The sequence below is a fragment of the Micromonospora sp. MGP-C2 genome, assembly GCF_057766525.1.
Map to the genome: position 1 here is coordinate 6,679,342 of NZ_JBYMEN010000002.1, position 13,772 is coordinate 6,693,113.

The 13,772-nt window shown below is 70.5% G+C and carries 12 protein-coding genes; 5 read left to right on the forward strand and 7 right to left on the reverse strand.

Features of this window, described 5'->3' with window-relative positions; all coding sequences use genetic code 11:
- Window positions 1-34: 34 nt before the first annotated feature.
- The 3 genes from AC3CF1_RS30710 to AC3CF1_RS30720 form a co-directional block, all read right to left on the reverse strand.
- Window positions 35-190, reverse strand: coding sequence for a hypothetical protein (locus tag AC3CF1_RS30710; RefSeq protein WP_354980595.1), 156 nt, complete (start codon window positions 188-190; stop codon window positions 35-37).
- 122 nt (window positions 191-312) lie between these two features.
- A complete protein-coding gene (locus AC3CF1_RS30715) occupies window positions 313-1,137 on the reverse strand; it encodes a hypothetical protein (RefSeq protein WP_354980596.1) in 825 nt (274 codons plus the stop codon).
- Between the two features lie 16 nt (window positions 1,138-1,153).
- Window positions 1,154-1,480 carry a hypothetical protein gene (locus AC3CF1_RS30720; protein ID WP_354980597.1) on the reverse strand — a complete coding sequence of 109 codons (327 nt, stop codon included), beginning with the start codon at window positions 1,478-1,480 and terminating at the stop codon, window positions 1,154-1,156.
- 112 nt (window positions 1,481-1,592) lie between these two features.
- Between AC3CF1_RS30720 and AC3CF1_RS30725 the strand changes: the two genes are divergently transcribed.
- Both AC3CF1_RS30725 and AC3CF1_RS30730 read left to right on the forward strand, forming a co-directional pair.
- Window positions 1,593-2,615 (forward strand): hypothetical protein, encoded by a 1,023-nt coding sequence (locus AC3CF1_RS30725; RefSeq protein ID WP_354980598.1) that lies wholly within the window; start codon window positions 1,593-1,595, stop codon window positions 2,613-2,615.
- A 338-nt stretch (window positions 2,616-2,953) separates the two neighbouring features.
- Window positions 2,954-3,556: a recombinase family protein gene (locus AC3CF1_RS30730; RefSeq protein WP_354980599.1), complete on the forward strand. Its 603-nt coding sequence runs from the start codon at window positions 2,954-2,956 to the stop codon at window positions 3,554-3,556.
- Between the two features lie 283 nt (window positions 3,557-3,839).
- Here AC3CF1_RS30730 and AC3CF1_RS30735 read toward each other — a convergent pair whose 3' ends face one another.
- The 4 genes from AC3CF1_RS30735 to AC3CF1_RS30750 all read right to left on the reverse strand — a co-directional run bounded on the left by AC3CF1_RS30735 (window position 3,840) and on the right by AC3CF1_RS30750 (window position 10,289).
- On the reverse strand, window positions 3,840-4,580 hold the full coding sequence (locus AC3CF1_RS30735; protein WP_354980600.1) for a hypothetical protein: 741 nt from the start codon (window positions 4,578-4,580) through the stop codon (window positions 3,840-3,842).
- Between the two features lie 267 nt (window positions 4,581-4,847).
- Window positions 4,848-7,193 carry a fibronectin type III domain-containing protein gene (locus AC3CF1_RS30740; protein ID WP_354980601.1) on the reverse strand — a complete coding sequence of 782 codons (2,346 nt, stop codon included), beginning with the start codon at window positions 7,191-7,193 and terminating at the stop codon, window positions 4,848-4,850.
- A 791-nt stretch (window positions 7,194-7,984) separates the two neighbouring features.
- Window positions 7,985-9,028, reverse strand: a complete 1,044-nt coding sequence (locus AC3CF1_RS30745; protein WP_488451835.1) for a peptidoglycan-binding domain-containing protein — start codon at window positions 9,026-9,028, stop codon at window positions 7,985-7,987.
- Between the two features lie 88 nt (window positions 9,029-9,116).
- Window positions 9,117-10,289, reverse strand: a complete 1,173-nt coding sequence (locus AC3CF1_RS30750) for an acyl-CoA dehydrogenase family protein (RefSeq protein WP_327643555.1) — start codon at window positions 10,287-10,289, stop codon at window positions 9,117-9,119.
- Between the two features lie 97 nt (window positions 10,290-10,386).
- Here AC3CF1_RS30750 and AC3CF1_RS30755 point away from each other — a divergent pair, with 97 nt between their 5' ends.
- The 3 genes from AC3CF1_RS30755 to AC3CF1_RS30765 all read left to right on the forward strand — a co-directional run bounded on the left by AC3CF1_RS30755 (window position 10,387) and on the right by AC3CF1_RS30765 (window position 13,739).
- The gene (locus tag AC3CF1_RS30755; protein WP_488451836.1) at window positions 10,387-11,043 is read left to right on the forward strand and encodes a TetR/AcrR family transcriptional regulator; all 657 of its coding nucleotides are present in this window, start codon (window positions 10,387-10,389) and stop codon (window positions 11,041-11,043) included.
- Window positions 11,044-11,145: 102 nt separating this feature from the next.
- Window positions 11,146-12,600: an aldehyde dehydrogenase family protein gene (locus AC3CF1_RS30760; protein ID WP_488451837.1), complete on the forward strand. Its 1,455-nt coding sequence runs from the start codon at window positions 11,146-11,148 to the stop codon at window positions 12,598-12,600.
- The gene (locus tag AC3CF1_RS30765) at window positions 12,597-13,739 is read left to right on the forward strand and encodes an alcohol dehydrogenase catalytic domain-containing protein (protein WP_488451838.1); all 1,143 of its coding nucleotides are present in this window, start codon (window positions 12,597-12,599) and stop codon (window positions 13,737-13,739) included. The genes AC3CF1_RS30760 and AC3CF1_RS30765 overlap by 4 nt, the downstream gene beginning before the upstream one ends.
- Window positions 13,740-13,772 lie beyond the last annotated feature (33 nt).

Consider the following 13,772-nt stretch of genomic DNA (forward strand, 5'->3'; position numbering starts at 1 on the left):
GAGCCGAGCGCAGCACGGTCAGTCCCCCCAGTGGTCACACCTCTTCATTTGAAAGATGGATGCACATCTGGTCGGGTGCGCCGATCGCGGGGGATCGGCGCGGTTGCCGCCGCTCCGTGTCGGCCCAGTGCTTGGGTTGCCGGTAGATCGTGGGGCGGGTGACGCCGAACTCGGCGGCGATCTGCGCCACGTGTGCAGGCGCCGCCCGTCGGGGCCGGTCTCGTCGTACATCTGCTGGGCGATACGGGCCTGCCGCGGGGTCAGTTTGGGTTTCTGCCCACCGGTCAGGCCGCAGTCCAACCGCGGCCGGCGCTATGAAAGGTCGATGAACACCACGTTGGCCATGCCCACCTCCTGGTCCTCGAGCATGACGAGCAGCGGGCCCTCCCGCGATGCCAGGACCTCGACGGCGTCGTAGCCCCGTTCACGGGCGATCTCGGCGACCTTGGAGGCGGCGTTGGGCGCGTTCTTCATCTTCCACAGCTGATCCGGGGTCAGGTCGATGTCCAGCTGCACGCCGTTGACCTCATTGCGGGCCTGGAACGCGCCGCCGAAGCGGGGCGCGTGCAGCTGCCACGGGCCGGGTTCGGCGATCCGCAGGACCTTTTTGGGGGCGAGGTTGAGCCCGAATACGCACCCCTTGTTGTAGCCGTCGGTGCCCTTGTAGGTGCGCGCAAAGTACGTACCCACGCCGAAGTAGGCGCCGTGGTAGGTCCGGCTCGAGTCGAACTTTTCGGCCTGCAGCACGCTGAGGGTCTCATCGAGCGTGGCTCCGCGGAACCAGCTGAACCCTTCCTTCGGCGCGGGCTGCCAGCCGGTGCCGAGCTTCAGCTTCAGGTCCTCCTTGAAGTGGTACAGCGGGATGGAGTAGATGGCGTCGCGCACCTTGATGATCTCGGTGATGAGCGCCTCGAACTCGGCCGTGTCGTACTCGCCCGGCATCCCGGCCTTAATCTTGTCGAGGTCGGCCTGCAGGGCCTTGAGGACCTCGGCGGACTCCTCGAGCAGCTGCTCCACCTCCCGGCCCTGCGGCTTCGCCTTGACCAGCGGCCCGATGGCCACGCGCAGCCGGGCCACGGCCTCCAGGCCCTCGACGAAGCGCTCGTCGGCCTGCTCCGCGGACGTGATCGATCCCATGATTCCTCCTGTTGCCTCAGGACCCGTGTGCCGCCGTGGCGCGGGCCCGCTTGACCTGGTCGACGACCTCGCCGAGGGCACGGACCTCGGCCAGCAGAGAGGCGAGCGGGTTCCGGGACCCGAACTCGAGCGCCTGCAGCAGGTCGTGCACCGCGGCCTCCTGCAGCGCGGCGGCCTGCTCCGCGCTCATGCCAGGCTTGTATCCGGCCCGGATGAAGGCCCGGACCCGCTCCTTGTCAGCCTCGGCCAGCGGCTCGTCGCCGGGCTCGTCGTCCTCCTGGAGCTCCCGCAGGGCGTTGCCGTACAGGACCTCCACCGCTTCCTCCGCGCTCTTGTCCGTCATCGCGGCCCTCCCTCGTGCTCGCTGTGTGCCGAAATCAGTGTGGCGAGGACTGGCGGTGAGGGCCGCCTGATACGGCTGTCGGGTTCCGGCAGGTTGGACACGGCAGGCCGCGGTGGCCGCCGCCGGCGACCCCGACCGAGCCGAGACCGTGGCCCGCTCGATCACCACCTCGTCCCAACAGGAACGGGTGCTGACCGGCGGACCTGCGCCCGTCGGCGCTGCCGTCCTCGTCGACGACCACGGCGATGCCGGCCGCCGGATCCGCCTGGGCGGTGAGTGCCGCGACCTGCGGCCCGGTCAAGGCCGGCCCGCACGCGGCCACCGCCAGCGGCGCACCGTCGCCGCGTTCGGCCAGGGCGATGGCCTCCAACGCGGTACGCGCCACCACCGACCGGCCGGTGCGCTCAGGCTGCTCGGCGAGGCTCAGCAGATCATCGCCGAACGGTTGGCCGATCGCGGTGTGCGCGTCGACCCGGAAGCGGGTGGGCGGCCGGAGAACGTGGCGTGGCTGTCCGACCAACTGGACCGTGCCGCCGTCAACGACGCACCAGAGTCTCGGCCGGATCCGGCTGACGGTCGGGCGGATCCGGAGGACGGTGGGCGGCGGCGCACCGCGCGGCAGCGCCAAGAGGAGATGGCGATCCACGTCAGGGCGGTGTGGTCACCGGAGCGGGCTGAACGTGTCATCGGCTCCCCGGCGTGGCCAGCCTTGGCGTACAAGCTGGACCAGTTGGAGCAGGCCGGGCATGACGTCCGTGATCTGCTGCGGCAGGTGCCGGGCTTCGTCGACCGAGCCCACACCCCCGCCGCGTACGCGTTCCGGGTCGTCGATGACTACGCCGCCGACGTCGACCATACGGCGGGACATCAGGGGGAGGCAGACTCACAGCCGGCCCCGGAGCGCACCTCGGTCACTCTCGAAGGTGAGTGGCGGGACACTGGTGGCGCCGCCGAGGATCACGTCGCCAGCGGGAGTCGCTCCGACGCTCGCGCCGCCCACCTCGCCGCCCAAGGGTTTCCATCCTCGACCCGTTCTGTCGTCGCTGCGGCGGCGGCCTCGCCGACGGTCGACGCGCCGCAGCGCCGGGCCGGGCCGGGCGCGCAGGCAGCGTCCGAGGCAGCGCCCGGTCGGTAGCTTGAGCGATTGTTCAGCCTGACTGAGCCGAGCGCAGCTAGGTGCCCGAAGTCCAGGCCGCAGACCGCACGTCGCCGTGCTCGGGCTTGCTGGCCGGCACGGCAACGAGGTCAGGTGCCTGAGAATAGATCTCGGGGTCCCGCCGGTAATGCTGCTGGATTGAACGCTAAGGAATGATCACGAACGTCCCAAGGGTTTGCGCCCGCCGTGCCGAGTGTCGGCAAACGACCCCGTCTGCCGACACTCACGCGCGTGATCGAGAACTCGCAGGTGGGCACTGTCGACAACTCGCGTCGGAAATCAACGTCGGTGAACGGTCGGCAGGGTAGTTTCCGACAATGCTCCTTGGCTACTGCCGCACTTCAACGGCCGACCAGAACCCCGACCACCAGATCGACGCGCTTCTCCGCAACGGCGTCGACCGCGACAACATCCACATCGACGTCGCCAGCGGCGCAAAAGCCTCGCGCCCCAAGCTCGATCTCGTCATGCAGCTGATGCGCGAGGGCGACACGTTGAAGGTCACCCGGCTCGACCGGCTCTCCCGCTCAGTGCTGCACCTGGTGACCCTCGGCGCCGAGCTGCGCGAGCGCGGGATCGGGCTGCATGTCATCGAACAGGGCATCGACACCGCCACCATGGAGGGCCGGGCCATGTTCGGGATGCTCAGCGTGCTCGCGGAGCTCCAGAGAGAGCTGATCGTGGCGAACACGAACGACGGGCTCGCCTCCGCGCGGGCCCGCGGCCGGGTCGGCGGGCGCCGACCGAAGCTCACAGCCGACCAGGCCGAGCTCGCCCAGCAGCTCTACGACGCCCGGGAGAAGACCGTCCAGCAGATCGCCGACATGTTCAACGTGCCCCGTTCCACGGTGTACGGGCACCTCGACAAGACCAAGACCGTGCCCCGCCCGCCGAAGAAGACCGCCGCCGCGAAGTCCTGACCACCTACTTTGCGGCTGGTGTCTGAGCTAGGACTTCGGGGCACAATCCGCAGGCATCGCCGCCGGTGGCGCCCTGGTGTGGTGGACGCGCCGCCGCAGGACTGCCCGGGGGTAGTCCGTGAGGTTCTCCGCGGTCCGGAGGAGGACCGCGAAGATGAGGACACCGTCGCGGCGGGAGCTGTGAACGGACCCGCCGGACAAGGGCCGGCCCGTAATTGCGGCTACGGGCCGGCCCGAGGTGGGCCGTAGCCGACGTATTGAGCTTCCGTCGATCCGGAGCGGTTCAAAGTCCGAGGCCGGCGCGTACCGCGTCGATCTCCTCGTTCAGTGCTTCGAAGCTCTCGAAGCCCCGTTCCTGGCTGACGCGGCTCATGTCGACGCCGTACTCGGCCTGCCGCTGCCGCAGCAGCGGTTGTTCCGGCATGGAGACGGGGAAAGCGAGCGGGTCGAGGGCAGGGGTGTGGTCGAGGAGCGCGTGGACGGCGCGGCGGCCGCGTTCGCCTACGGCGAGGCAGCCGTCGAGGTCGTTGAGGTAGACCACGCCGGCTTCGAGCCCCTTGGTCCACTCGGTGAACAGGGCCGCGAGGCTCGGGGCCGCGCGTACGGCGTCCCAGGCGTCCGGGGCGGTCTCGTACCGCCAGATCTCGCCTTCGTGCTTTCCTGCCAGGACGAAGGTGTAGACGAGGAACTCGAAGTGGAAGAGCGGCAGTTGATGCCGCCAGGGGAACGGCACGCCGATCGACAGCGACAGGTTGTCGAGCGCCTCGTTCGCCTTGTCCGCGTCGGTCGGCCAGGGGAGCAGCCATCCTCCGTTCGGCAGCAGCCGGCGCTCCTGCCATCCCTGGCCGTGGAGCCAGGTGAGCTGGTCGGCGACTTGGTCCACGTCGAACACGCGGTGGACCAGCTCCGGCGGGGCCTGTGGCTCCGGTGGAACGGCGGGGTCGTCCCAGGGCAGGCCCGCGGCGGTCGCCGCCGCCCGGTAGTCCGCCGCCGCGGCACGCAGTACGGAGATGTCGTCCAGCATGGCAAGCGCTCCCTGCGTAGGAGATACCCCGAGCAGCGTAGACGGGCCGGGCCCGAGAAGAGATGTCGTCGGTTGAACTGGGCCCCGTGCGGGCACTCCTGCACCGGCATCCGCACCGCCCTCTCCCCCGCACGGGGTCGGCCTTCGAGACCCGGGGCCGGGTCTCGAAGGCCGACATCACGCACAGTCCGATCAATCTCAGGCCCGATCAATCACAGGCCCGGATCAACCAGTGGCGCCCCGGGAAGAGACCCGGGCCCTGCGCCACTACAGCGACGGTTCCATGCAGAGGCTGGCGCCGCTGCCGTTCACGCGGAAGCCGAAGCTCGGGGCGTTCGCCGCGACCCACGGCTTGATCGGCAGGACGATGTACCGCTCTCCGTCGTCCACCTTGCACTTGTTGCTGAAGGAGCTGATGTCGTTGCCCTGCGGCCGCGACTCCGTGCTCGGCACGTGGCGCACGTCCGCGGTCAGGCCCGACAGGTCGACCGCCTGGTCCGTCGCCCAGAACGGGAACTCGTCGCAGGTCTTCCCGGAACCGACCACGGGCCGTGGGAGGCATGCATTCCCCGCGAACTTCGGGTTGGTGTAGTACCAGTTGCGGTCGTAGCCGGCGTTCATCGCGGCCTGGCCGTTGATGCTGCGCGCCGGGGCGAACCACTGGGCCCGGCCCGCAGGCTGCGGCCAGCGGCCGTCACCCATGGCCTCGACGATGTGCTTGCCGGTTTCCTGCATCGGCCTGAACTTGTGGTTCCGGCCGCCCGGGACGTAGAACGCGATGTTGTCGTCGCAGGGGGCGATGCTGGAGCTGGCCTGCTTCTGGGCCGCGCACGCCTGGTCGATGTTGGCCCGCAGGTCCGCGTCGTCCCCGCTGGTCCAGGCGAAGGGCAGGTCGTACTTCTCGGTAAGGTCCTTGGTCGTCTTGATGGTTTGGGCGTAGGCCGCGAGGCTGTGGTACCACTGCCCTTCTTCCAGGCCCCAGTCGTCATAGGTGTTGAAGTCGTCGGTGTAGTCGATCGGATATTCCAGGAGGCCGCCGATGGCTATCGGACTGGCGTCGATGATGGCCCAGATCAGCCCCAGCGCGACCCCGACGACGATCGCCCCGGCGATCACCGCGATCCAGTAGATGACCGCGGCGACGACGCTCGACGTCGCGACCGTCGCCGCCGCCGTGGCGGGCGGCGCCAGCAGCAGCGTGCAGGCGCGGCTCTCCAGGCACCAGACGACGGGCTGGATGGGGTTGCCGGGATCGTACAGCGGCTTCACCTCGCTGGTGGAGCTGCTCAGCGGGGAAAGCGCCGGTCCGCCTCCGGGCGATGCCAGGTCGTGGAGCATTTCGGTGACGTCGTCCGAGCAGTCGAACTTCTCGTCCTCGTCGGGCGGCATGTGGTCCTCGACGCAGCTGGCGTCCGCGGCGGTGTAGCAGCCGGGGAAGACCTGGGTGCTGCCCTCGGGCACCGTCACGCTGGAGCGCACGCTCTCCGCGATGTAGAAGTCGCCGCCTTGCGCGGCGCACTGCGAGCTTTCGCTGGAGGTCTGCTGCGTGACTTCCTGGGGCACCGCGGGGGCGACGGTGTCGGTGGTGAAGCCACCGCTGAAGTCCCGCCAGGGCGTGCCATCCTCCTGTATCGCGTCGACCCGCAGCGTGTACGAGGTGGCCGCTTCGAGGGGCTCGATGGTGAACTCGATGACGTCCTGCGCCGTGCACGGATTCGCCGGGTTGCCCGCGGCGTCCACGCAGTACTCCGCCATCGAGAACTCTTCGTAGAGCCGGCCGTCGAGGGAGACGCGGTAGGTGTGGTCACCGTTGGGGTCAGGCTGCCACTTGGCCAGGGCGCTGCCCTCTTCCGGCTCGAGCGTCAGCTCGGGGTCGGCGTCGGGCGGAGTCGCCGCGGTGCGGAAGGTCTTCGTGGCGGGTGTGGCCGACTTGTTGCCCGCGAGGTCGACGGCGACGACGGAGACGGTGTGTTCGCTCTCGGGGGGCAGGCCCGTCATGGTGTACGAGCGGGTGCCGACGTTGGTGCGGATCGGCGGGCCGCCGTCGACCCGGACCTCGTAGCCGGCCAGGCCGTAGTTGTCGGTGGCCGCGTTCCAGCTCGCCGTGGCCGAGTTGTGCGTGATGTTGCCGACGCTCAGCCCGGTGACGTTGCTCGGCGCGATGTTGTCGACGAACGTGAACTCGCGCAGGATCCGGGCGTACCGTCCGGGTTCGCGCTCTGCGCGGACGCAGACCAGGGTCTTGCCGAGCTGCGGCGGGCGGAACCGCGATGTCCATGACGCCGACCAGTTCGTCTCGCCCTCCGGGGGCGGGCCGAGGGTGAAGTCGGTCGTCACCATGTCGCTGCCGATCGACAGGTCGACCATGGTGGCCTGCTTGTGCAGGAAGCCGCTGAGGTCGACCTTGCCCTCTTCGTCGACCGGAATTTCCTCGTCGGAGGCCGGCAGTTCGAGCCGGATGGCGGCGTGGTTCTCGTCGTCGACCGAGGTGCCGTCCTCGCTCGGCGGCGTCATGCCCGCGCATGCGGGCGGCGGCACCCGGACCTGCTCGGCAGCGGACGCCGCCGAGGGCGGCAGACCCAGCAGCGCTACCGTGAGCGCGAGAGACAGCACGAACGCCGTCTCTCGTAAGCGTGTCAGAAATTGAATCTTCCGCATTCATGCCCCTCTGCGAACACTTGTTTCTACAATTGGGGCACGATGCTAGAGGGGCCTGTGCGTATTGTCAGCAACACGACAATCTGCGTGGGTGAGACGCGGATCGAGGCACCAACTCCGCTGCCGCTGCAGCAACTTCGGGACGTCGAGGTGTCGGGCGAGTTGCAGCCGTCCCGGCAGTGACAGAACCGAGACCCTCAAGTCAAGATCATTTCTTAGCGTTCAATCCGGCATCATTACCGGTGAGACCCCATCTCCAGGAAGTAGCGGCCTAGCGGCCTTTGCCTTGCGAAGTCGTGGGTGAAGACGGGGCCGGAAGTGAACTCCGGCCCCGTCCTCGTGCTAGTTGCGGCGCCGGGCGGGCCGGCGTCCGCAGCGAGGGGTGATGCCGCGGAATCACCGACAGGGGCAGCGAGCCGGCCCAGGGAACGTGGACCGGCATCCGGGGCGCCGTGGTCGTGCTCTCCACTATCGACGGCTCCGGCGGGGCCTCTCTCGGAGATCCGGCGGGGACCAAAGCGCCAGGTGGGTGAGTGGTCACCCGGGGGTGGGATCCCCTCGCGCCGGCCGCCCAGAGGGCTACCAGACCACCTCTGAGACGACCAGGCCAAGCCGCTTCGCGGTCGGCTACGCCGAGCCTGGCCGTCCCAGAGCCGGCCCGGTCGATCGGAGATCGGCCGACACGAGGAGATCCCACCCCACCCCCGGCGCGCGCGGGCAAGCCCGCAAACCCCGTCCACAAGGGCCTACACCGACCCCTGAGCTGCGTCGTGCCGGTCGAGCACGTACTTGACGCTGCTCTTGGCCCACTGCCCCTTCCCGGACGGCGTCGGCACCTGCTCGGCGTTCAACGCCGCCGCGATCGCCGCCAGCGACAGCCCTTCACCGCGTAGCTGCACCGCCCGAGCGGTCGAAGGCGGCAACGGCGCTGGCGGACGACCCAGCCGCACACCCCGGTCCCGGGCCGCCGCCATCCCCGCCGACACCTCAGGCCGACGCATCTCAGATTCGCTGCTCATGCCCCCACCGTACGGCAAAAAGGTACAGAAAAAGACCCCCGAGGCAGCTTTTCCTGTACCTTTTCCTGTACGATAGAGGAGCAAGGAACGGTCCGGCCAGGTGACCCACCACCCAGCCGGACCAGGAAGAACAGCCCCTCTCTGAAAGGGAGTTCCATGTCCCAGCATACGACCGACCCAGCCCGCGAGATCGACCACAACGATCAGTGCGTCGGCTGCGGTGCCGACGCCTACGGCGTCGGTGCCGGAGATCCGTGCAACCCGCTGTGCCCGTTCGAGACCGGCGCGTTCGGTCCTGCGGTCATCCTGCGGGCTGCCGATGCTCATGTCCCACCGACCGTCAGCGAGGCGGCCGAAGTGGACGATCTCGCTGCCGGCGCCGTCGTAGTAGTACCAACCCTCGCCCTCGTACACACCGAGCCGGGTGGCCGCCCTGGCCAGGGTTCTCGGGCCGACGACGCCGTCGGCGACGAGACCTCGGGCGGTCTGCCACTTTTTCGTGGCGGCCGTCGTCACCGGCCCGAACTGGCAGTCGACGCCCGAGTAGGCGAGGTAACCGTCCGCCCACAGGATCATCTGCCACATGGCGACCACGTTGCTGTACGAGCGGGTCGACGCGGAGATCGGACCCTCGTCGTTCCAGTCGTCGGTCCAGGTGCCGGAACCCGCGACGTAACCCTGACTGACGCTCGCGGACGCCGGTACGGCCGCGACGGCGACGAACGTGGCCACGACCATCGCCAGCGCAGCAGCCTTGATTCGTAGGTGCATGAGCGTTCCCCCTCTGATCCCTGGGTAGGTGTCATTGGGGTAGATGGCCGGCAGACCTACTTTGTTCACGACGGGCGGAATTCAGATCTCAGGCCAGGTGGCCACCGATCTTCGTGTAGCCGCGCAGCAGGTCCCGGGAGATGATCAGTCGCTGCATCTCGTCGGTGCCCTCGAAGATCCGGTAGAGCCGGACCTGCCGGTACCAGCGTTCGATGGGCAGCTCACGGGTGTAGCCCATGCCGCCGTGGATCTGGAGCACCCGGTCGACGACCCGGTTGACCATGCCGGCCCCGTAGAGCTTGCCCATCGACGACGCGTGCCGGGGGTCCAGGCCCTGGTCGACCGTCCACGCCGAGCGCAGCACCAGCCAGCGGGCCGCCTCCAGCTCGGTCTCCGAGTCGGCGATCATCCACTGGATGGCCTGGTTGGTGCCGATCTTCGTGCCGAAGGTCTCCCGGGTGTTGGCGTAGTCGATGGCCATCTGCAGGACCCGTTCGGCGATGCCGATGGCGTGCGACGGGATGGTGTAACGGCCCTTGCCGATCCACTCCATGCCCAGCGTGAAGCCCTGCCCGATCTCGCCGAGGATGTTGCGGTGCGGCACGCGTACGCCGTCGAAGATGAGCGACGCGGGCCCGCCCTCGCCCATGGTCTGGATGAACTCCGAGCGCCAGCCCATCGAACGGTCCACCAGGAACGCGGTGGCCCCGCCGTTGCGGGCGCCCTTCTCCCGGTCGGTCACCGCGACCACGATGGCGAAGTCGGCGTCGTGGCCACCGGTGATGAAGGTCTTCTCGCCGTCCAGGACCCAGTCGTCGCCGTCGCGGCGGGCGGAGAGCCGGATGTTCGCGGCGTCGGAGCCGGCACCCGGCTCGGTGATCGCGAAGCAGGAGCGCCGTTCACCCTCGATGGTCGGGATGAGGAACTCCTGCTTCTGCTCCTCGGTGGCGTGGAACAGGATGTTGTCCGCCTCGCCGCCGAAGCGGAACGGCACGAAGGTGTGGCCCAGCTCCGTCCAGATCAACGACTGGAGCACCGCCGGCAGGTTCATCCCGCCGTACTCTTCGGGGGTGGCCAGGCCCCAGAAGCCGAACTTGCGCGCCTTGAGTTGCAGCTCACGCACCTCGGAGTGGTCCAGGCCCGGCTGGTGTGCCCTCTCGCGGCGGAGCACCTCCGCCTCCAGGGGCATCACCTCGCGGCGGATGAACGATCGGACGGTGTCCCGCACCGCCCGCTCCTCGTCGGTCAGCGAAAAGTCCACGTGGTCCTCCTGGCGTCGGCGCAGCCGGTCACCACTAAACTAGCGGTGCAAGTTTTGCCGCGTCCAGACCTGACGGCCGAGACCCGCGAGGAGCGCAGTGCCCCGACCCCGCCAGCCCCGGCTGACCCGGCAGCTGATCGTCGAGACAGCCACCGCGCTCATCGACGCCGAGGGCCTGCCAGCCTTCTCCACCCGGCGGCTCGCCGCCGAGCTGGGCGTACGCGGGCCGTCGCTCTACAACCACTTCGCCACCAAGGACGAGATCCTCGACGCGGTCGCCGACACGGTCACCGTCGCCGTCGACACCAGCGGCTTCGCCAGCCGGGACTGGGCCGCCGCGCTGCTCGACTGGGCCTGGTCGTACCGGCGGGCGCTCACCGCGCACCCGAACATCGTGCCGTACCTGGCGCAGGGGCCGCGCCGCCGACCGGCGGCGCTGGCCATGGCCGACGCGGTCTACGGCGGGCTGGTCCGCGCCGGTTGGCCGCCCGCGCGGGCCACCCACATCGGCGCGGCCCTGCGCTACTTCGTGGCCGGGTCGGCGCTCGGCTCGTTCGCCCGGGGTTTCGTCGAGGACCCGGAGCTGTACGCCGCGCACTACCCGCACCTGCGCCAGGCGCACCGGCTCGCCGAGCACCAGCAGAGCGTGGACGAGGGCGCCTTCGCGCTGGGCCTCGACGCCCTGCTGTACGGCCTGGCCGCCGAGTACGCCCGTACCGTCGACACTGTGGAGTCCGGGCGGCCCAACGGGTAGCGTCCAAACTCCCAGCGCTAGTTTCATCGCCCGCCGCGACGTCGTCGCACCCCCCTCGCGACCCCGTCGCCATCGCCCATCGACCACCCCCGAAGGGACGACATGGACCTCGCCGCCCCGCCGTCGCAGCTGTCCGACGCCCTGCGCCTCCGGCGCCACCTGCACCTGGGCGGCGAATGGTCGTCGCCCGCCGGCACCGACCTGATCGACGTGGAGAACCCGAGCACCGGTGAGCTGATCGGGCAGGTGCCGGCCGGCACCCCGGCCGACGTGGACCGCGCCGTGGCCGCGGCCCGCGCCGCCTTCCCCGGCTGGTCGGCCACCGCTCCCGCCGAGCGCTCCGCCCACCTCGACCGGCTGCACACCGCGCTCGCCGCACGCGCCGACGACCTCGCCCGCACCATCGCCGTCGAGCTGGGCTCGCCGCTCAAGCTCGCCACCCGGGTGCAGGTCGGACTGCCGTTGACCGTGCTGCGCGACCACGTCGCGCTCGCCGCCCGCGCACCGGTCGACGAGACGATCGGCAACTCCCTCGTCGTCCGCGAGCCGATCGGCGTGGTCGGTGCGATCACCCCGTGGAACTACCCGCTGCACCAGGTGATGGCGAAGCTGGCGCCCGCGCTGGCCGCCGGTTGCACTGTGGTGCTCAAGCCCAGCGAGATGACCCCGTTGACCGCGTACCTGCTCTTCGACGCGGTCACCGAGGCCGGCCTGCCGCCGGGGGTGCTCAACCTGGTAACCGGCACCGGGCCGGTGGTCGGCGAGGCCCTGGCCGGGCATCCCGACGTCGACCTCGTCTCGTTCACCGGCTCCACCGCCACCGGTGCTCGGATCATGCGGCTGGCAGCCGACCGGATCGCCCGGGTCGCGCTGGAGCTGGGTGGCAAGTCCGCCAACGTGATCCTCCCCGACGCCGACCTGGCCACCGCGGTCAAGGTGGGCGTCGGCAACGCCCTGCTCAACTCCGGGCAGACCTGCACCGCGTGGACCCGGATGCTCGTGCACCGCGACCGGTACGACGAAGCACTCGACCTGGTCGCCAAGGCGGTGGCCGGCTACCGGCTCGGCGACCCGTTCGATCCGGCGACCCGCCTCGGCCCGCTGGTCTCCGCCGCCCAGGCCGAGCGGGTCCGCGCTCACATCGACCGGGCCCTGGCCGACGGCGCCCGACTGGTCGCCGGTGGCCCCGACGCCCCGGTGCCGTCGGCGGGGCACTTCGTGGCCCCTACCGTCTTCGCCGACGTGCACCCCGACAGCGCGCTCGCCCAGGAGGAGGTCTTCGGTCCGGTGCTCGCCGTCCTCCCGTTCGCCGACACCGACGAGGCGGTCGCCATCGCCAACAACTCGAAGTACGGGCTGGCCGGCGCGGTCTGGTCCGCCGACACCGACGCGGCGCTCGCGGTGGCCCGCCGGCTGCGCACCGGGGCGGTCGACATCAACGGCGCCTCGTTCAACCCGCTCGCCCCGTTCGGCGGCTACAAGCAGTCGGGCCTGGGCCGGGAGCTGGGCGTGCACGGGCTCGCCGAGTTCTGCGAGCTGAAGGCGATCCAGCGATGAGCGCCCCCGAGTCGTCCCCGGCCGCGCCGGGCGGCGGCGGCGAGCCGGCGGGCGCGCCGGTCACCGTCCGCGCCCTGGTCGCGCGTGGGGCCGGCGCCGAGCTGCGAATCGAGCAGGTACGCCTGCCCGCGCCCGGTCCCGGCGAGGTGCGGGTGACGATCCGGGCCGCCGGTGTCTGCCACTCCGATCTGTCCATGGTGAACGGCACCCTCGCCGCGAGGTTCCCGCTGGTGCTCGGGCACGAGGCGACCGGGGTGGTGGCCGAGACCGGGCCCGGCAGCCGGCTGGCGGTCGGCACCCCGGTGGTGCTCAACTGGGCGCCGGCCTGCCGGGCCTGCTGGTGGTGCCGGCACGGCGAGCCCTGGTTGTGCGCCGCCACCACCGCGCCCACCGTTGCGCGTGGCGAGACCGACGACGGCACCCCGCTGCACCTCACCCTCGGCCTCGGCGCGCTCGCCGAGGCGGTGGTGGTGCCGGACAACGCCGTCATCCCGATCCCCGCCGGGCTGCCCCCGGAGCAGGCCGCCCTGCTGGGCTGCGCGGTGCTCACCGGCACCGGCGCGGTGCGCAACACCGCCCGCGTCGCACCCGGTGAGTCGGTCGCGGTGATCGGCCTCGGCGGGGTCGGCCTCGCCGTGCTCGCCGCCGCCCGCCGGGCCGGCGCCACCACGATCCTCGCCGTCGACGTCGCCGAGGCCAAGCGCGACCTGGCGCTCGCCGCTGGGGCGACCGACTTCCTGCTCTCCGACGACCGGCTGTCCAAGGAGGTGCGGGCGCGCACCGAGGGCCGCGGCGCCGACCACGCCTTCGAGTGCGTCGGTCGCGCCGCCACCATCCGGGCGGCCTGGCGGCTCACCCGGCGCGGGGGAGTGGTGACCGTGGTCGGCATGGGCGCCAAGGACGACATGGTCAGCCTCGGCGCGCTGGATATCTTCCACTCCGCGCGGACCCTGCGCTCCTCGGTGTACGGCTCATCCGACCCGGACCGGGAGGTGCCCGTGCTGGCAGCCGAGCTCGCCGACGGTGCACTGGATCTGGGTGTGCTGGTCAGCGGCACGCTCCCGCTGGACGACGCGCCCTCGGCGTTCGACCGGCTGGCACGGGGCGAGGGCGCTCGCTGGGTGGTCACCCTGAACTAGCCGAGGCTGCTCGGCGCCGGTGCCCGTCGAACT